Annotated in this window: 14 protein-coding genes and 1 pseudogene; 9 read left to right on the forward strand and 6 right to left on the reverse strand. The window is 71.4% G+C overall.

Translation table 11 applies throughout. From position 1 onward, the window contains the following. Positions 1-417: 417 nt before the first annotated feature. Positions 418-873: a transcriptional regulator NrdR gene (gene nrdR / locus ADY59_RS39610; RefSeq protein ID WP_049574019.1), complete on the forward strand. Its 456-nt coding sequence runs from the start codon at positions 418-420 to the stop codon at positions 871-873. After that, positions 870-3,683 carry a vitamin B12-dependent ribonucleotide reductase gene (locus ADY59_RS39615; RefSeq protein ID WP_049574022.1) on the forward strand — a complete coding sequence of 938 codons (2,814 nt, stop codon included), beginning with the start codon at positions 870-872 and terminating at the stop codon, positions 3,681-3,683. The genes nrdR and ADY59_RS39615 overlap by 4 nt, the downstream gene beginning before the upstream one ends. A gap of 153 nt (positions 3,684-3,836) precedes the next feature. Here the strand turns inward: ADY59_RS39615 and ADY59_RS39620 are convergent, their stop codons facing one another. From ADY59_RS39620 to ADY59_RS39630, 3 genes are all read right to left on the reverse strand, one after another. After that, positions 3,837-4,727, reverse strand: a complete 891-nt coding sequence (locus tag ADY59_RS39620; protein ID WP_049574024.1) for an alpha/beta fold hydrolase — start codon at positions 4,725-4,727, stop codon at positions 3,837-3,839. Between the two features lie 204 nt (positions 4,728-4,931). After that, complete coding sequence (locus ADY59_RS39625; protein ID WP_082310750.1) at positions 4,932-7,496, reverse strand: glycosyl hydrolase family 18 protein; 2,565 nt, start codon at positions 7,494-7,496, stop codon at positions 4,932-4,934. Between the two features lie 78 nt (positions 7,497-7,574). Next, a complete protein-coding gene (locus ADY59_RS39630; RefSeq protein WP_049574027.1) occupies positions 7,575-7,970 on the reverse strand; it encodes an ester cyclase in 396 nt (131 codons plus the stop codon). A 54-nt stretch (positions 7,971-8,024) separates the two neighbouring features. Here ADY59_RS39630 and ADY59_RS39635 point away from each other — a divergent pair, with 54 nt between their 5' ends. Further along, positions 8,025-9,122: a PrsW family intramembrane metalloprotease gene (locus tag ADY59_RS39635; protein WP_053175560.1), complete on the forward strand. Its 1,098-nt coding sequence runs from the start codon at positions 8,025-8,027 to the stop codon at positions 9,120-9,122. A 49-nt stretch (positions 9,123-9,171) separates the two neighbouring features. Next, positions 9,172-9,795, forward strand: a complete 624-nt coding sequence (locus ADY59_RS39640) for a pyridoxamine 5'-phosphate oxidase family protein (RefSeq protein ID WP_049574030.1) — start codon at positions 9,172-9,174, stop codon at positions 9,793-9,795. On the opposite strand, the gene ADY59_RS51935 is transcribed toward ADY59_RS39640, so the two are convergent. Then, positions 9,792-9,950 (reverse strand): hypothetical protein, encoded by a 159-nt coding sequence (locus ADY59_RS51935; RefSeq protein WP_197094068.1) that lies wholly within the window; start codon positions 9,948-9,950, stop codon positions 9,792-9,794. The two genes, ADY59_RS39640 and ADY59_RS51935, sit on opposite strands and share 4 nt — an antisense overlap. Before the next feature lie 375 nt (positions 9,951-10,325). Here ADY59_RS51935 and ADY59_RS39645 point away from each other — a divergent pair, with 375 nt between their 5' ends. The 4 genes from ADY59_RS39645 (at position 10,326) to ADY59_RS39660 (ending at position 14,222) form a co-directional block, all read left to right on the forward strand. Beyond that, a complete protein-coding gene (locus ADY59_RS39645; protein ID WP_049574031.1) occupies positions 10,326-11,441 on the forward strand; it encodes an MFS transporter in 1,116 nt (371 codons plus the stop codon). Positions 11,442-11,513: 72 nt separating this feature from the next. Then, a complete protein-coding gene (locus ADY59_RS39650) occupies positions 11,514-11,765 on the forward strand; it encodes a hypothetical protein (RefSeq protein WP_049574034.1) in 252 nt (83 codons plus the stop codon). A gap of 40 nt (positions 11,766-11,805) precedes the next feature. Beyond that, complete coding sequence (sthA, locus tag ADY59_RS39655; RefSeq protein WP_049574036.1) at positions 11,806-13,209, forward strand: Si-specific NAD(P)(+) transhydrogenase; 1,404 nt, start codon at positions 11,806-11,808, stop codon at positions 13,207-13,209. Between the two features lie 89 nt (positions 13,210-13,298). Then, a complete protein-coding gene (locus ADY59_RS39660; protein WP_082310751.1) occupies positions 13,299-14,222 on the forward strand; it encodes a DMT family transporter in 924 nt (307 codons plus the stop codon). On the opposite strand, the gene ADY59_RS39665 is transcribed toward ADY59_RS39660, so the two are convergent. After that, positions 14,219-14,944 (reverse strand): DoxX family protein, encoded by a 726-nt coding sequence (locus tag ADY59_RS39665; protein ID WP_049574040.1) that lies wholly within the window; start codon positions 14,942-14,944, stop codon positions 14,219-14,221. The genes ADY59_RS39660 and ADY59_RS39665 overlap by 4 nt on opposite strands. Positions 14,945-14,979: 35 nt before the next feature. Beyond that, positions 14,980-16,509, reverse strand: a complete 1,530-nt coding sequence (locus tag ADY59_RS39670) for an MFS transporter (protein ID WP_053175563.1) — start codon at positions 16,507-16,509, stop codon at positions 14,980-14,982. Positions 16,510-16,693: 184 nt separating this feature from the next. On the opposite strand from ADY59_RS39670, the pseudogene ADY59_RS39675 reads away from it, so the two are divergent. After that, positions 16,694-17,769, forward strand: a pseudogene (locus tag ADY59_RS39675) (hypothetical protein); the annotation flags it as partial.

The following is a 17,769-nucleotide window of genomic DNA, read 5'->3' on the forward strand; positions in this document are numbered from 1 at the left end:
GGGCCGGGTGTCGCGGGAGGACGGCGCCGGAACGGTGCGAGGAAGCGGCGTCACCGGTAGCCCGCGTGTGACGGGAGTTCACGGGTGAGGCGCCACGCGAACCGGGTGACGTGCGGGCCGGTGGCCAACGGATGTGACGACGTCCGGGCGGGCTTCGGGAGGGGCGCAGGGGCGACACGCCCGGGTAGGGCGGGGAGGCTGGCCTGATCAGCGACTTCCGCGGACGGGGGTCGCTCAACTTGCGTTCATGGTCGCGCGCTTCTACGGTTGGACCACAACATCTAGTAGTTACACCGATGTAGTTCACCACACCTTGTGTTTACGCGACCGCACCACGGACAGCCGTGGGGTGTGCGCGAGCGTACCGGGACGCGGATTTCGCGCATGTGGTGACCCGGGGTCCGAGGAGGCGTACGCGTGCACTGTCCGTTCTGTCGCCACCCCGACACGAGGGTCATCGACAGCCGCTCCACGGAGGACGGCGCGGCGATCAGACGCCGCCGCACGTGCCCCGACTGCGGGCGACGGTTCACCACCCAGGAGACCGTACTCCTCATGGTGAGCAAACGCAGCGGGGTGACGGAGCCGTTCTCCAGGGACAAGGTCGTCGCGGGTGTGCGGCGGGCCTGCCAGGGCCGGCCTGTGAGCGAGGACTCGCTGGCCCAGCTCGGCCAGAGTGTGGAGGAGGCCATCCGGGCCAAGGGCGCGGCGGAGATCGCCTCCAACGAGGTGGGGCTGGCGATCCTAGGGCCGCTGCGTGAGCTCGACGAGGTGGCCTACCTGCGTTTCGCATCGGTCTATCGCGGTTTCGAAAGCCTGGCGGACTTCGAGGCCGAGATCTCTCAGTTGAAGGCGGAGAAGGGGGAGTCATGACGGAGACGTCCAGCGGTTCAGTCACGCGCGGAGGTAAGCGTCCTCGCAAGGGCCTGAAGATGAAGCGGATCTTCACCAAGCCCGGCGTGCACCCGTACGACGACGTGACGTGGGAGCGCCGCGACGTCGTCATGACCAACTGGCGTGACGGGTCGATCAACTTCGAGCAGCGGGGCGTCGAGTTCCCCGAGTTCTGGTCGGTCAACGCGGCCAACATCGTGACGACCAAGTACTTCCGCGGCGCGGTGGGCACCCCGCAGCGCGAGTTCAGCCTGCGGCAGCTCGTGGACCGGGTCGTGGGCGTCTACACCCGCACGGGCGTCGAGCACGGCTACTTCGCCAGCGACGAGGACGCCGAGATCTTCGACCACGAGCTGAAGCACGCCCTGATCCACCAGGTGTTCGCCTTCAACTCGCCGGTCTGGTTCAACGTGGGCACCCAGTCGCCGCAGCAGGTGTCGGCGTGTTTCATCCTCTCCGTGGACGACCAGATGGAGTCGATCCTGGAGTGGTACAAGGAAGAGGGCGTGATCTTCAAGGGCGGTTCGGGGTCGGGCGTCAACCTGTCCCGCATCCGTTCCTCCAAGGAGCTGCTCTCCAGCGGCGGCACCGCCAGCGGCCCCGTGTCGTTCATGCGCGGCGCCGACGCGAGCGCCGGCACGATCAAGTCGGGCGGCGCGACCCGCCGGGCCGCCAAGATGGTCGTGCTCGACGTGGACCACCCCGACATCGAGGAGTTCATCGAGACCAAGGCGCGCGAGGAGGACAAGGTCCGCGCGCTGCGTGACGCCGGGTTCGACATGGACCTGGGCGGCAAGGACATCGTCTCCGTCCAGTACCAGAACGCCAACAACTCGGTGCGCGTCTCCGACGAGTTCATGCGCGCGGTGGAGAAGGGCGGCGAGTTCGGGCTGCGCGCCCGGCTCACCGGCGAGGTGATCGAGACCATCGACGCCCGCGACCTGTTCCGCAAGATGGCCAAGGCCGCGTGGGAGTGCGCCGACCCGGGCGTGCAGTACGACGACACGATCAACGACTGGCACACCACCCCCGAGACCGGCCGCATCACCGCCTCCAACCCGTGCAGCGAGTACGTCCACCTGGACAACTCCTCCTGCAACCTGGCCAGCATCAACCTGCTGAAGTTCCTGAACGACGACAACTCCTTCGACGTCGCGAACTTCGTCAAGCTGACCGAGCTGATCATCACGGCGATGGACATCTCGATCACCTTCGCCGACTTCCCGACGGAGAAGATCGGCGAGACCACCCGCGCCTACCGCCAGCTCGGCATCGGCTACGCCAACCTGGGCGCGCTGCTGATGGCGACCGGGCACGCGTACGACTCCGACGGTGGCCGGGCGGTGGCCGGGGCGATCACGTCGCTGATGACCGGTGTGTCCTACCGCCGCAGTGCCGAGCTGGCCGGGGTCGTGGGCGCGTACGACGGCTACGCCCGCAACGCCGAGCCGCACAAGCGGGTGATGCGCAAGCACGCGGCGGCCAACGACGGGCTGCGCACGATCGGCTCCATGGACGCCAAGATCCACGCCGAGGCGACCCGCCAGTGGTCGGAGTGCCTGCGGACCGGCGAGAAGAACGGCTACCGCAACGCCCAGGCCAGCCTGCTGGCCCCGACGGGCACCATCGGCCTGATGATGGACTGCGACACCACCGGCATCGAGCCCGACCTGGCGCTGGTCAAGTTCAAGAAGCTGGTCGGCGGCGGCTCCATGCAGATCGTCAACCAGACGATCCCGCGCGCACTCAAGCAGCTCGGCTACCAGCAGGAGCAGGTCGAGGCGATCGTCGAGTACATCGCCGAGCACGGCCACGTCGTCGACGCCCCGGGCCTGCGGCACGAGCACTACGAGGTGTTCGACTGCGCGATGGGCGAGCGGGCGATCGCGCCGATGGGGCACGTGCGGATGATGGCCGCCACGCAGCCGTTCCTGTCGGGCGCCATCTCCAAGACCGTCAACCTGCCCGAGTCGGCCTCGATCGACGACATCGAGCAGGTCTACCTGGAGGGCTGGCGGCTCGGCCTCAAGGCGCTGGCGGTCTACCGCGACAACTGCAAGGTGGGCCAGCCGCTGTCGGCCGGCGGCACCAAGAAGGACGAGGCCAAGGCCACCGCTGCCGCCGCAGAGCCCGAGGTCAAGGTCATCGAGGTCAACCGGCCGACCCGGCGGCGGATGCCCAACCAGCGGCCGAGCACCACGACCCGCTTCACGGTGGGCGGCGCCAAGGGCTACATGACCGCTTCGTCCTACCCCGACGACGGGCTGGGCGAGGTCTTCCTCAAGATGTCCAAGCAGGGCTCCACGCTCGCGGGCGTCATGGACGCCTTCTCGGTGGCGATCTCCATCGGTCTCCAGTACGGGGTGCCGCTGGAGACGTACATGAGCAAGTTCGTCAACATGCGGTTCGAGCCGGCGGGCATGACGGACGACCCGGACATCCGGATGGCCACGTCGGTGATGGACTACATCTTCCGCCGCCTGGCGCTGGACCACCTGCCGTACGAGGAGCGGGCGGCGCTCGGCATCTTCTCGGCCGACGAGCGGGCGGCGCAGCAGCGCGGCGAGGACCCGGCGGCGCTGCAGGAGGCGGTCGACCGCGAGGCGCTGGCCCAGTCGGCGCCCATCGAGGAGAAGCCGAAGGCGGAGCCGTCCAAGGAGCTGACGCTGGAGAGCCACCAGCGCTTCACGGCCGACGCGCCGCTGTGCATGACGTGCGGCACGAAGATGCGCCCGGCGGGCAGCTGCTACGTCTGCGAGGGCTGCGGCTCCACCAGCGGTTGCAGCTGACAACGGGCCGAGTCGTCCCCCAGGCGACGCTGAGGCCCGTCGTACCTGCTTGAGAAGGGGGTCCGGACATCGTTCCTGGCCCCCTTCGACGCGTTGGGGGCAGGGCGGCGGCGACGGGGTGCGGGCGTGCGTCAGCGCCCGCGGCCGGCGCCATCAGCCATCGCGCTCGGCCGTGACATCGGTGATGAAGGACACCATCGCCGCGGCGCACTCGGGCGCGTGGGTCTCCAGCAGGAGGTGGCCGCCGTCGTAGACGTGCATCTCGAGGCGGTCGAGCGCTCTCGCGTAGCCCATGATCTCGTTCAGGTCGAAGAACGCGTCGTGGCGGCCCCAGAGCAGCAGGCACGGCGGCTGGTGGGTCCGGTGGTAGTCGGCCAGCTCGCCGAAGCGGGCGACGTGGCCGGCGTAGTCGCGAAACAGCCGGAACTGGGCTTCGACGTTGCCCGGCCGCGACATCCGCTCCCAGTCCAGATGCCACGCCTCGGGCGGGTGGAGGACGCGCAGCCGCGCCGGCAGCCCGCTCAGGTACTGCGCGCGGGTGCCCTCGAAGTTCAGCCACTCGGGCAGCTGGGCGCGGTTGGCCTCCGAAGGATCGGCCCAGAAGGCCCGCGTGCTGTCCCACTGGCTCCCCAGGCCGTCCTCGTGCGCGTTGCCGTTCTGCACGATGAGCCCGAGGATGCGCTCGGGACGCCGGGTGGCGAGGTGATAGCCGACCGGGGCGCCGAAGTCGTGCAGGTAGACGAAGAACTCCTCGACGCCGATCCGCTCGAGGAACGCCTCGATGGTGCTGGTCAGATTGGCGAAGGTGTATTCGTACTCGCCGACGCCGGGGGCGGCGGAGAAGCCGAAGCCCGGCAGGTCGGGGGCGATGACCCGGCTCACCTCTGCCAGCGGCGAGAGCACGTGCCGGAAGGTGTGCGAGGAGCTCGGGAAGCCGTGCAGCAGGAGTACGCAGGGCTTGTCCGCCGTGCCGGCCTCCCGGTAGAAGATCTCCAGTCCGTCCACGTCGAGGCTGCGGTGGCGTGGCTTGCCGGTCGCCTGCATCTACGCTCTCCTTGGTCGGGTCCATCCCGCGATTCCCGCGGTCCAAGGATCAGAACTACCCAAGCCACAGCATCAAGTCCGAGGACGGAGGCGAAGGCCGGGGTCACCCGGCGGAGGTGCGCGAGGTGGTCCATGCCTCCGGCTCTGACACGAGCGGGTGGCCGGTGGCGGGCGCCCGGAATTCGCCCGCCACCGGCACGCTTTCTACTGGCGCAACCCGGCGTCCAGCGCGTTGGTGAGGGTGCCGGTGTCGCCCGACATCTCCCAAACCATGGCGCCGAGCAGGCCCTTGCTCTTGATCCAGGCGGTCTTCTTGCCGATGGACCAGGTGTCGTCGAAGCTCCACCACTGCCCGTTGTTCCCGGTGTAGCAGTAGGTGGCGACCGCCTGCTCGTCGTGCCGGACGGTGCAGCCGGGCACGGAGGCGATCAGGTTGCTGTAGCCGCGGGTGCCGGCCTCCTCCTGGAACTGGCCGGGGGCGGCCCCGACGGCCGACTGCCATTCGCCGTACCTGCCGCCGTCGGCGACCTGCTGCCAGCCGCGGCCGTAGTAGGCGAGCCCGATGGTGATCTTCCGCGGGCTGACGCCGGCGTCCAGGTAGACGTCGACGGCCTTCTCCACGCTGAAGTCCGGGTTGTACGGGCTGTCGGAGTCGAGGTAGAGGTTGCCCTGGTGGCCGGTGCGGTTCGGCTCCCAGGAGTTGTCGCTGCCGGCTCCGTGGAAGTCGTAGCCCTGCACATTAAAGATGTCCAGATATTTCGCGACTTCGGGGAGGTCCCAGCCGGCCTCGATCTTGACCGGGTCCGCCGGGGTGAAGGCCGTGAGCTGGTAGCGCTTGCCCGTCGACTCGGTCAGCGCGTCGAGCTGCCGCCTGAACTCGGCGATCAGCAGCGTGTTGTTCTCCTTGTCCTGCGGGCTGATGTGATTGCCCGGGTGGCCTTCGGCGCCCGGCCACTCCCAGTCGAGGTCGATGCCGTCGAAGACGCCGGCCCCGGTGCCCGGCCCGCCCGCGGCGTTGTACACGGGCAGGTTGCCCTTGATGTAGGTGTCGATGCAGGAGGAGACGAACTTCTTGCGCGCCGCGTCCGTGGCCGCGACGTCGGAGAAGTACTTGGAGTACGTCCACCCGCCCAGCGAGATGAGCACCTTGAGATGCGGGTGCTTGGCCTTGAGCTTCTTGATCTGGTTGAAGTTGCCGCGCAGCTTCTCCCAGCCGGTGTCGGCCACCCCGTCCACCGACTGGGCGGCGCTGAACGGCCTGCCGTAGTCGGCCTCGGCGTCACCGGCGCCGTCGCCCTGGTTGGGGTCCTGCGGGTTCTGCGTGGTGCCCTTCGTGACGCCCTGCAGACAGGTCAGGTTGACCGGGTCGACGTTGCCGAAGGCGTAGTTGATGTGGGTGAGCTTGGCCGCCGCCCCGCTGGTGTCGAGGTTGCGCACGAAGTACTGCCGGCCGTAGATGCCCCACTGGACGAAGTAGCCGACGCGGGCGTACCCGTTCTCCACGATGTCCGCGGTGGTCACCTCGACGGCCGCGCTGGCCGGCGACATGTTGTCGTACAGGTCCCTGGCCTTGACCGTGAACGTGTACGCGGTCGACGGCGACAGCCCGGAGACCGTCGCGGTGGTCCCGGTGACGGTGGCCGCCAGGGTGGCGCCGGTGTAGACCTCGTAGCTCGCCACGCCGGTGTTGTCCGTGGACGCGTTCCAGGCGAGGGTGACGCCGGAGGAGGTCTTGGCGGTGCTGCGCGGGTTGCCCGGGGCGGTGGGGGCCTGGGTGTCGTCCGAGGGATTGTTGGTCCGCACGGTCACCGGTGACGAGGCGGCCGAGAGCGTGCCCTTGCGGTCCTTGGCCTTGACGGTGAAGGTGTAGGAGGTGTCGGGGGTCAGGCCGGTGACGGTCGCGGTGGTGCCGGTGACCGTGGCGGCGCGGGCCGAGCCGTTGTAGACCTCGTACCCGGTGATCGGCAGGCTGCCGGGAGTGGCGGCGTCCCAGGCCAGCGAGACCGTCTTGGTGGTCCTGACCGGTGAGCGCGGGTTGCCGGGCGCGCCGGGCGGCGCGTCGGGGGTGCCGTCGCAGTTCACGTCGTTGATCCGGCAGCCGGTCGGCTCGGCGCCGGCCCTGCTGACGGTGAACGACGGGCTGTAGGGCTCGGTGGTGCCGCCGGCCGCGACGTTGGTGTTGTAGTGGGCCGGGGTGAGGGTGACCGTGCGGCCGCTCTGGCTGAGCGAGCCGTTCTGCGCGTTGCTCGCGGTGACGCCCTCGGGCAGGTCGAAGACGATCGTCCAGCCGTTCAGCGTGGCGGTGCCGTTGTTGGCGACGACGAACTTGGCCGAGCTCCCGCTGACCTCGTACGTGGCGCCGATCGGCGGCGGGGCGGGCGGGTCCTCGCCGGTGCCGTCGCAGTTGGCCCGGTTGATCGTGCAGTTGGCCGGCTGGGCGGCGGCGCTGAGCGTGAATCTGGGGCTGAACGGCTCGGTGTTGCGGCCCGGCTGGACGGTGTTGATGTAGTAGGCGGGGGTGAGCGTCACCTTCGTGCCGGTCTGGCGGAGGGTGGCGTTCTGCGGACTGCTCGCGGTGACCCCGGAGGGCAGGTCGAAGACGATCGACCAGCCGGTGACGGCGGTCGTGCCGGGGTTGCTGACGACGAACGTCGCGGTGGTGCCGGACAAGGAGAAGACGGCGACGAGGCGGCTCGCGGCCTGTGCGGGGAGAGCGCACAGGGCGACGATCACGAGCACGGCGATCAGGGGGGCGGCTAATCGGCGCACGTACGGAACCTCTCTGTAAGGAAAGTTTCCTAACAATTACGCGGATCGTAAGCCCGTGTGCCCCGTCTGGCAAGGGGTTCAGCCCATGCCGAGCTGCCCGGCCAGAGTCTGTCCGTCGGAGATGACCCAGTACTCGGCGATCCGGCCGCCCTCGGCCCGCAGGAGGTCGTGGCCGCTGAAGGAGATCCGGGTGCCCGGCGCCGTGGAGGCGCCCGGCAGGCCGCCCTCGTAGGAGCCGGCGAACGTCCACCGGGCCGCGACCAGGTCGCCGTCCACGACCGGCCCGACGTCGAGCGTGACGGTGACGTCGCCGAACGGTTCGTGCCCCTGCCGCAGGACCTCGATCAGCTCCAGCGGCCCGCGCACCTCCCTGCCCGGCCAGTGCCCGGTGAAGCCCGGGGTGACCAGGTCGTGGGCGAGCTCGAAGTCGCCGTTCCACATCTCCAGCAGCCAGCGCTCGTACAGCTTCTTCATGGCGTCCTCCCTACCCCGTAAGTGATTGGCAACCGGAAACGCCATAGTGGGTTCATGACCGTTCCGACGCGCTCCGCCGTGCTCGCCCAGCGGCCCAGCAAAGCTCTGATCATCGGGCTGGTGATCTCCAGCGTGCTGGCCCTCGGCGTGCTCGTGGTGCTGTTGCTGGCCGGCGGTCCCGCCGGGTTCGGGCTGTCGGCCGTGCTGGCCGTGGCGCCGCTGCCGGTGCTGCTGGCGGCCGTGCTCTCGCTCGACCGGCTGGAGCCGGAGCCCAAGCTCCACCTGGCCTTCGCCTTCGCTTGGGGCGCCGGCGTGGCGGTGGTGATCGCTATCGCGCTGACCGTGGCCGGGCAGGCGCTGTTCACCAGGGCCGGCTACGGCACCCAGACGGTCGACGCGATGGGCGCGGTCTTCCTGGCACCGGTGATCGAGGAGGCGCTCAAGGGGGCGGCGCTGGTGCTGTTGCTGCGCCGGCGGCGGGAGATCGACGGGCTGACCGACGGCATCGTGTACGCCTCCATGGCCGGGCTCGGGTTCGCCACCGTGGAGAACGTCGGCTACTACCTGACCGCGTTCGGCGAGGAGGGGGTCGGCGCGGCCATCCAGCTCTTCGTGATCCGGGGGCTGATCGACCCGCTCGGGCACCCCATCTACACCTCGCTCATCGGCGTCGGGGTCGCGTACGCGCTGACGCGGCGCAACGCCGCCCGATTCGCCGCGATCCCGCTCGGCTATCTCGGCGCGGTCTTCCTGCACGGGCTCTGGAACGGCGCGGCCACGACGGGCTCGCTGGCCTGGCTCGGGCTCGCGTACCTGGTGATCATGATGGCGCTCGTCGCGCTGATCGTGATCACCCTGCGGGAGCGCCGGCACCTGGTCGCCCGGATGGGCGCCTACCTGCCCGGCTACGAGCAGACCGGGCTGGTCACCGGCGCCGACATCCGGATGCTGACCAGCATCCCGGCGCGCAGGACCGCCCGCAAACAGGCCAGGGGAGCGGGGCTCGGCCGCGCGATGAGCGACTACCAGCAGGCCGCCACCGAACTCGTCATGCTCCACCTGCGCGCCGAACGGGAGGGCACGCCGCGCGACCGGTTCGAGGCCGAACGCGACCCGCTGCTGAACGTCATGGCCGCCGCCCGCCGATGGTGACCCCGGGCCGCCCTGCGACAATGGCCGCCGGCCCCCGAAGGGAGAACAGATGAGCTGGGCGGAGATCCAATCCGAGGACGAACTGCGCGAACTGCTGGGCGAGGTCATGCCCCGAGCGGCCGCCAAGGAGCGCGTACGCCTGCACGAGCGTGACCGTCAGTGGCTCGCGGCCTCGCCGTTCTGCCTGATCGCCACCTCCGACGCCGACGGCAACTGCGACGTCTCGCCCAAGGGCGATCCGGCCGGGTTCACGTACGTCATCGACGACACGACGATCGCCATCCCCGATCGCCCCGGCAACCGCAGGGCCGACGGGTTCCGCAACGTCCTGGTCAACCCGCACGCCGGGCTGATCTTCTTCCTGCCGGGCCGCAACGAGACGCTGCGCATGAACGGCCGCGCCAGGCTGATCCGCGAGGCGCCGTTCTTCGACGAGATGATCGTCAAGGGGCACCGGCCGCGCCTGGCGCTCGTCGTGGAGATCGAGCAGATCTTCTTCCACTGCGCCAAGGCGCTCATGCGCAGCGCCCTGTGGAAGCCCGACCAGTGGGGCCCCGACCCGCTGCCCTCGCATGCCGCCCTGGTCAAGGAGCTGCAGGTGACCGACGAGTCGCTGACGGAGCTGGAGGCCTACTACTCGGACGCCTCCTACTCCAAGAAGCTCTACGGCTAGGCGGCCGGAGCCGGTCCGCCCGGGAAGCGGAGCACGTTGCGGCCCGTGTAGGCCCGCAGGTCGACCACCTTCGGATCGTGCCCCTGCGTGCGGCGGCGGCCGCCCGAGCCGATGTCGCGGACCTTGTGCCTGGCGACGCGCGGCGGCACTGCCACTAGCCTCTTCAACGTGAGCCCCCCGTGATATTTCTGTTACCTATGTTATCTACAGATACCTCTGTAAGGCTGGTGTAAGCAGTAAGTCAGTAGGGAAGGCGGCGGCCCGACGGCGATCGCAGATCCAGGTCCGCGTCCCGGTCCGGGCGCCGCTTGCCGGTCGGCTTGCCGATCCGCACTCGTCGCATGGTCTGCCCCCTCCGATGGGTCCGGTGTGAGTGTGTGCCGTGCCGCTTGACGGGCGGTTGCCGACAACCTAGCGGCGGCTTGCGGGACCGCTCCACGCATTTGTGCACAGGCCGGGCACGGCTCCGCCGGTTCGCGGGTTCCTCCCCGGGGACGCGACGGGGAGGGCGGGATGTGACAATCCTGGGGATGAGGAATCCGGTCCTGCCGCTCGTCGCCGTCTGTGCGGCCTGGGGCGTCTTCTGGGGGTCCTGGTCGGCGCTGCTGCCGGCCGTCAAGGAACAGCTCGGCACCTCCGCGGCCGGCCTCGGGCTGGCGCTGGCGGCCACGCCGGTGGGCGCGATCCCGGCCATGGCGCTGGCCGGGCGGCTGGCCAGGGGCCGGGAGCGCGGCGCGCTGATGCTGTGCACGGCCCTGTTCGCGCTGAGCGTGCTGGCCGTGGGCCGGGTCGCCACACCCGCCCAGCTCGCCCTGGCGCTGCTCGCGGTCGGCGCGACCAGCGGCGCGCTGGACGTCGCGCTCAACATGGCCACCGGCCGGGCCGAGCGGGAGAGCGGCCGCAGGCTCTTCCAGCCGGTGCACGCCGCCTTCCCCGTCGCCGTCATCGCCGCCGCGCCCGCCACCGGCCTGGCCCGCGACCTCGGCGCGGGGACCGCGGCCGTGCTGGTGACGGCCGCCGTGATCGTGCTGGGCGCCGCGGCGACGGTGCTCGCGCTGCCCATGGGCCGGGGCCTGCCGCCGGCCGGGGGTGACGGGCACCGGCGGCGCTGGACCGCCGCGATCGTCCTCGGGCTGCTGGCGGCCGGGGTGCTCGCCGTCGAGAACGCCGTCGAGCAGTGGTCGGTGCTGCTGCTCGAAACGCACCAGGGCGCCTCTCCTCTGCTGGCCAGCGCCGCCCCCGCCGCGTACATGGCCGCGCTCACCGCCGGCCGTCTCGTCGTGCACGCGCTCCCGCGCCTCTCCGACCGCACCCTCTACCTGGTCGCGGGGGCCGGCGGGGGCGGCGGCATCGCGCTGGCGGGCCTGGCGGGGACGCCGCTCCTGTCCCTGGCCGGCTTCGCCCTCACCGGGCTGGCCCTGGGCCCCGTGGTCCCGGCCATGCTCAGCCGCGCCGCCGCCGCCGACCCCACCGGCGCGCTCGTCTCGGCGCTGTCGGCCATCTCCTACACCGGCTTCGTGGTCAGCCCGCTGCTCGTGGCCGTCCTGGCCGCCTGGCTCGGCCTGCCCGCCGCCCTCGCCGCCCTCGGGCTGCTGGCCGTGCCGCTGGTGGTCACGGCCGTGTCCCGCCGGGCGTTGCCTGAATAGGGCGCGCCATCGGGGAGAGGAATCCCCTGAGCCCGGAATTCCACCGGCGCATCGACCACAAGGGGGATCACCATGGCCGTCTGCGAGAACTGCGGCAACGACTACGACATGTCCTTCGAGGTGCACGCCCAGGGCGCGGTGCACACGTTCGACTCCTTCCAGTGCGCCATCCAGGCCATGGCGCCGATCTGCGAGCACTGCGGCACCAAGGTGATCGGCCACGGCGTCCAGTCGGGCGAGCACTGGTACTGCTGTGCCCACTGCGCCCGGCAGGAGGGCACCAGGGGCATCGTCGACCGCGTCATGGCGGGTGCCACCGCCTGAGGGCTTCACCTGATCGGCCCGGGCAAGCACACTGGGCGGTGTGGCCGACTTCGATGTGGTTGTCATAGGTTCCGGGCCGGGCGGACAGAAGGCGGCGATCGCCGCCGCGAAACTGGAGAAGCGCGTCGCGGTGGTCGAGCGGCGCAACATGATCGGCGGGGTCTGCATCAACACGGGCACGATCCCGTCGAAGACCCTGCGTGAGGCCGTGCTCTACCTGACCGGGCTGAACCAGCGCGAGATGTACGGGCAGAGCTACCGGGTCAAGGACGAGATCACCGTGGCCGACCTGGGCATCCGCACCCAGCACGTGATCGGGCGCGAGGTGGACGTCATCCGCAGCCAGCTCTCGCGCAACCACGTGGCCGTGTTCACCGGTTCGGCGCGGTTCGTGGACCCGTACACGCTGGACGTGGTCGACGAGCAGGGGCGGGGCGTCAAGGTCAGCGCCGACAAGATCATCGTCGCGACGGGGACGCGGCCGGCGCGGCCGGATTCGGTGGAGTTCGACGAGGAGACGATCATCGACTCCGACGGCATCCTGAACCTGCAGGTGGTGCCGGAGTCGCTGGTGGTCGTCGGCGCCGGGGTGATCGGGATCGAGTACGCCTCGATGTTCGCCGCGCTCGGCACCAAGGTGACCGTGGTGGAGCGGCGGGAGCGGATGCTGGACTTCTGCGACCTGGAGATCGTCGAGGCGCTGAAGTACCACCTGCGGGACCTGGCCGTGACCTTCCGGTTCGGCGAGTCGGTGGCCGCGGTGGAGCGCCGGCCGCGGGGCGCGATCACGCTGCTGGAGAGCGGCAAGAAGATCCCGGCCGAGACCGTCATGTACTCGGCCGGACGGCACGGCATGACCGACGAGCTCGGCCTGGAGGTCGCCGGGCTGGCCGCCGACGAGCGCGGCCGGATCGCCGTCGACGAGCACTACCGCACGACCGTGCCGCACATCTACGCGGTGGGCGACGTGATCGGGTTCCCGTCGCTGGCCGCCACCTCGATGGAGCAGGGCCGCATCGCCGCGCACCACGCCTGCGCGGAGCCGCTGCCGACGATCAGCGGCCTGCAGCCGATCGGCATCTACACGATCCCGGAGATCTCCTTCATCGGCCGCACCGAGGACGAGCTGACCAAGTCGCAGGTGCCGTTCGAGGTCGGCGTCTCGCGCTACCGGGAGCTGGCGCGCGGGCAGATCATCGGCGACACCTACGGCATGCTCAAGCTGCTGGTGTCACCGGAGGACCGGTCGCTGCTGGGCGTGCACGTGTTCGGCACCGGCGCGACGGAGCTGTTGCACATCGGGCAGGCGGTGATGGGCTGCGGCGGCACGATCGACTACCTGGTCGACGCGGTGTTCAACTACCCGACGCTGGCGGAGTCGTACAAGGTGGCGGCGCTGGACGCGGTGAACAAGCTCCGGCGGGTGGCCCGGTTCGAGCTGTGACGCGACCATAAATAGGGAAATATACCTATCGTTTTAGTCCTGCGTGGGTCGTTACGCTCCTCCTGGTTCTGCTGACAGGGAGGGCGCGGGTGCGCGGCAACGGTGCGGGGAGGTGGCTGCCGGCGTTCCTGGTGCTGGCGGCCGTCTGGGGGAACAGCTTCTTCTTCATCAAGGTCACCGTCACCGAGCTGCATCCGCTGCAGGTGTCGTTCGGGCGGATGGCCGTCGGCGCGGCCGTGCTGCTGGCCGTGCTGGCGATCGGCCGCCGGACGCTGCCGCGCGACCCCCGGCTGTGGGGGCACTTCCAGGTGGCGTCCGTGGTGCTGACCACGCTGCCGTTCACGCTGTTCGCCTACGGGGAGCAGTACGTGTCGTCCGTCGTCGCGTCGATCTGGAACGCGACCACGCCGCTGTGCACGCTGGCGTTCACGCTGCTGCTGCGGGCCGAGAAGCCGACGGCCGGGCGGATGGCGGGGCTCGGGGCCGGATTCGCGGGCGTGATGGTGGTGCTGGGCGTGTGGCAGCCGATCACCGGCGGGCAGCTCGGCGGCAGCCTGGCGTGCTTCGGGGCGGCCCTGTGCTACGGGGTCGGGGGCGCGTACCTCGGTCGGTTCGTCACCGGGCGGCGCAGCGAGCCGCCGGTCGTGCTGGCCGGCGGGCAGCTGCTCAGCGGGACGGTGCAGCTCGGCCTGATCACGCTGCTGGCCGGGGTGCCGCTGGTGGACACCGACGTGCCGGCGCCCGTCTGGTGGAGCCTGCTGGCGCTCGGCGGGCTCGGCACCGGGGTGGCGTACCTGCTGCTCTACTGGGTGCAGAAGCAGGCGGGCGTGACCACGACCTCGACCGTCACGTACCTGCTGCCGGTGTTCGCGGCGCTGTCGGGCGTGCTGGTGCTGAACGAGAGCCTGACCTGGAACCAGCCGGTGGGCGCGCTGATCATCCTGGCGGCCATCGCGCTCACCCAGGGCGCGATCAGACCCCCCGGGAAGCGCGCCCCGGCGGCGGCGGCCTAGTCGGCCGAGGTCGTCCGGCGGCCCCGGGCAGGTGGCTTCTTGCGCCCGGCCACCAGCGTGTCGCCGGGGGAGGTGCTGGGCTCGTCGGCGGGCTCGGAGTCCGTACGGCGAGGTCTGGGGTGCGGGGCCGTGTCGTCCAGGGCGGGCTCCGCGGCTCCGGCCTTGGACTTGGCCTCGGGCGGGCTCTTGGCCTCTGGCGGGCTCTTGGCCGGCGGCGCGGGTTCGGGCTTCACGGGTGCGGCCGGGCGTGGCGGGGCGTCAGGGTCGCGCAGGCTGGCGATGACCGCGTCGGCCTCGTTGTCGGCGGCGAACTCGCTGGCCGCCTCCGACTCCCGGCGCCTGATCACCACCATGTGGTCCACCGAGATCCGCCCCGCGCCCACCACCGCGAGCAGCAGCGAGGCCGCGCCCAGCAGGATGAGCTCGTTGAGCGTGATCGGGTTGAGCGGCGGGGCCACCCACAGCACCGCCACCGCCTCGGCGAACAGGATCAGCCCCATCACCGACACCATCAGCCCGGCGATCAGCAGCGCGCCGCCGATCAGCTCGGTCAGCATGGTCACCGTGGCCCAGGCCCGAGGCGCGGGGGCGCCCTGCGCCTGGAACTGCACCCCGGTCTCGGCCAGGCCGATCTCCAGCTTGCGCCAGCCGTTGGCGAAGAAGATGCCGCCCACGCCCACGCGGGCGACGAGCGCGGCGAGATCTCGGAGGGCCTGTCTCACGGTTGTTGTCTGCCCTAACGGGGACATCACACACCTCAATCACGGCGCAGCAGCATGGCCACGGCAACGGCGGTCAGGCTGAGCAGGACGACGCTCACGACCACGGTCGTGTGCAGGGCGTTGACGAAGGCCCAGCGGGCCGCGTCGAGCAGCGCGTGGCCGGCGCTGCCGCCGACCTGGTCGGCCACGTGGGCGGCACCGGCCAGCGACTGCCTGGCCTGGTCCATGCCGGCGCCGGGGACGCCCGGCACGGCCGGCAGCGCGGGGGCGTACACGATCGTGGTGATCGTGCCGAGCACGGCCACGCCGAGGCCGGCGCCCAGCTCGTAGGCGGTCTCCTCGATCGCGGCGGCGCCGCCCGCCTGGGACTCGGGGGCCGCGGACATGATCGTGTCGGACGCGGCCAGCAGCGCGACCTGGACGCCGAACCCGATGCCCACGAAGCAGCAGGCCAGCATCACCGGGTGGCCCTCGACGCCCCAGGTCAGGGTCGGGGTCAGCGAGAGCGCGACGAGCCCCAGCCCGCCGCTCATGGTGGCGCGCATGCCGAGCCGGGGCAGGAGGTGCGCCGCCGCCAGCCCGCCGGCGACGGCGGAGACGACCAGCGGCAGCATCCGCAGCGCCGCCCGGATCTCACTGTCGCCCAGCACGAGCTGCAGATACTGCGCCAGCATGAGCTGGAGCCCCACCAGCGCGAACACGCCCAGCAGCACCCCGGCCACGCCGGTGGTGAACGCCCGGCTCCGGAACAGGCCGACCTCCAGCAGCGGCGCGGCCAGCCGCCTCTGCCGCCGCACGAACCACACCAGCAGCGCCACCCCGGCCAGGAACACCGCCACGGACGCGCCGAACGGCATCAGGCTGCCCGAGCCCGCCTCCTTCAGCCCGAACGCCAGCGCCAGGATGCCGAGCACGGACAGCGCCGCGCTGGGCGCGTCCCACGGGCGGCCGGTCCGCCCGCGCGATTCCGGCAGCAGGCGCACGGCGGCGGGCAGCAGCACGAGCAGGATCGGCACGTTGATCAGGAAGACCGCGCCCCACCACCAGCCGACGAGCACGCCGCCGACGAGCGGCCCGACGGCCGCGCCGGCGGCGGCCACGGCACTCCACACGCCGAGCGCCACGGCCCGCTCACGGCGATCGGTGAACACCTGGCGGATCAGCGACAGCGTGGCCGGCATGATCATCGCGCCGCCGACGCCGAGCGCCGCCCTGGACAGGATGAGCGCCAGCGGCGTGGCCGAGAAGGCCGCCGCCGCCGAGGCGAGCCCGAACAGCACGAACCCCGCCAGCACCAGCCGCTTGCGCCCGTAGCGGTCGCCGAGCGAGCCGAACATGATCAGCAGCGGGGCCACGACCAGCGAGTAGACGTCCACGATCCACAGCAGCTGGACCGCCGACGGTTCCAGGGCGGCGGTGAGCGCGGGGACCGCGATGTGCAGGACGGTGGCGTCGACCGTGATCAGCAGCAGGCTCAGGCAGAGCAGGACCAGGATGGACCAGCGGTTGTCCCGGGGCTCGCGGTCGGCGCGGCGTGCGAGGGGCGCGGCCTGTGTGACGGTCATGGACCTCCTTGCAGGCCGATCCGTGCACAAGCGGGCCCGCATGAACTTGCGTGGCAGCTTAGGCCATGTCAGGTGATGGGTGTAGCGGTATCGATTGATCCGGAGTCGGCGGTCACCTCTCTAGAGAGATAGAGCCATATATCGGGATCTATCCAATCCGGAATCGCCAGCCGATCATGAGGGCGTGGGGAGTGGTGAAGCGGGCGGTGACGCGACCGGCCGCTCACCGCGCGACTGGTGCGACCGGGCCGCCGCCCTCCTCGACGCGGGGCGTCCCGACGCCGCGCTCGACGCCGCCCGCGCCGCCGCCGACCGCGACCCCGCGAGCGAGTGGGCGCACCGCCTCCTCAGCCTCGCCCAGGAACGCCTCGGCCGGCCCGCCGGCGCGGCGGCCGAAGAGGCGCTACGGCTCGCGCCCGGCTCCTGGGCGGGCCGGCTCCGCCTGGCGTCGGCGCTGCGCCGGCTGCCGGGCCGCTGGGAGGAGGCCGCCGCGCAGGCCGAGCTGGCCAGGCGGTTCGCGCCCGAGGAGCCCGGCCCGCTCGTCCTGCTCGCCGACCTGGACCTGCTGCGCGGCGACCACGTACGGGCCGGGCGAAGGTACCGGGAGGCGCTGGACCTCGACCCCGGGCATCCCCAGGCGCGCGTCAACCTGGGGCTGGCCTCGCTGCGGTGGGAGCCGCCCCGGGCCCACCACGACCCCGCCTGGCCGGTCGACCCGCGCGCCACCGGGCGGGCCCGGCGGGCACTGGAGGTGTGGTCGCGGCAGGTCCGGCTGCTGGTGGCGGTCGCCACGGCGGCCATCGCGGCGGCGGCGCTGGCGTTCGACGCGGGGGCGGCGCCGGCCCGGCTCGGCGGGCCGGCCGTCCTCGTGGCGCTCGCCGCTCTGACGGTACGGCAGGCGCGGCGGGCCGGGGCGTGGGCCTGGGTGCCCGCCATGCTGAGGCGCGACCCCTGGCTCGGCGCCGCCGTCGTGGGCGCCCTCGTCTCCGTCCTCGCCTTCACCGGCTGGCTCACCCTCGCCCTCGCCCCCATCGGCCTGCCGGTGCTCACCCTCGCCGTGCTGGCTCTTCCCGGTGCGGGGGTGGGGGCCCTGTGGGTGGGGCTCGGTGGCATCGCCTTGCTCGGATGGCCCGTCCTGGCGGCCGTCCGGGTCCTCGCGGGCATCTGGCGAGGCCGCCCCCTGTACGCCCTCGCCGCCTTCACCGAAGCCGCCGGCCACGCGGCGCCGCCACCGGCCCCCTCCCTGGAGACCCCCTCCAC

Source organism: Nonomuraea sp. SBT364, from assembly GCF_001083785.1.
In the GTDB taxonomy this organism is placed as follows: Bacteria; Actinomycetota; Actinomycetes; order Streptosporangiales; family Streptosporangiaceae; genus Nonomuraea.

What these genes read in the sequence shown, in the direction of transcription:
- ADY59_RS39615 (WP_049574022.1), top strand. Translation starts at nt 870, where the DNA reads ATGACGGAGACGTCCAGCGGTTCAGTCACGCGCGGAGGTAAGCGTCCT.
- ADY59_RS39630 (WP_049574027.1), bottom strand. Translation starts at nt 7,970, where the DNA reads ATGAAGAAGCTGTACGAGCGCTGGCTGCTGGAGATGTGGAACGGCGAC.
- ADY59_RS39620 (WP_049574024.1), bottom strand. Translation starts at nt 4,727, where the DNA reads ATGCAGGCGACCGGCAAGCCACGCCACCGCAGCCTCGACGTGGACGGA.
- ADY59_RS39670 (WP_053175563.1), bottom strand. Translation starts at nt 16,509, where the DNA reads ATGACCGTCACACAGGCCGCGCCCCTCGCACGCCGCGCCGACCGCGAG.
- ADY59_RS39645 (WP_049574031.1), top strand. Translation starts at nt 10,326, where the DNA reads ATGAGGAATCCGGTCCTGCCGCTCGTCGCCGTCTGTGCGGCCTGGGGC.
- ADY59_RS39635 (WP_053175560.1), top strand. Translation starts at nt 8,025, where the DNA reads ATGACCGTTCCGACGCGCTCCGCCGTGCTCGCCCAGCGGCCCAGCAAA.
- ADY59_RS39640 (WP_049574030.1), top strand. Translation starts at nt 9,172, where the DNA reads ATGAGCTGGGCGGAGATCCAATCCGAGGACGAACTGCGCGAACTGCTG.
- ADY59_RS39650 (WP_049574034.1), top strand. Translation starts at nt 11,514, where the DNA reads ATGGCCGTCTGCGAGAACTGCGGCAACGACTACGACATGTCCTTCGAG.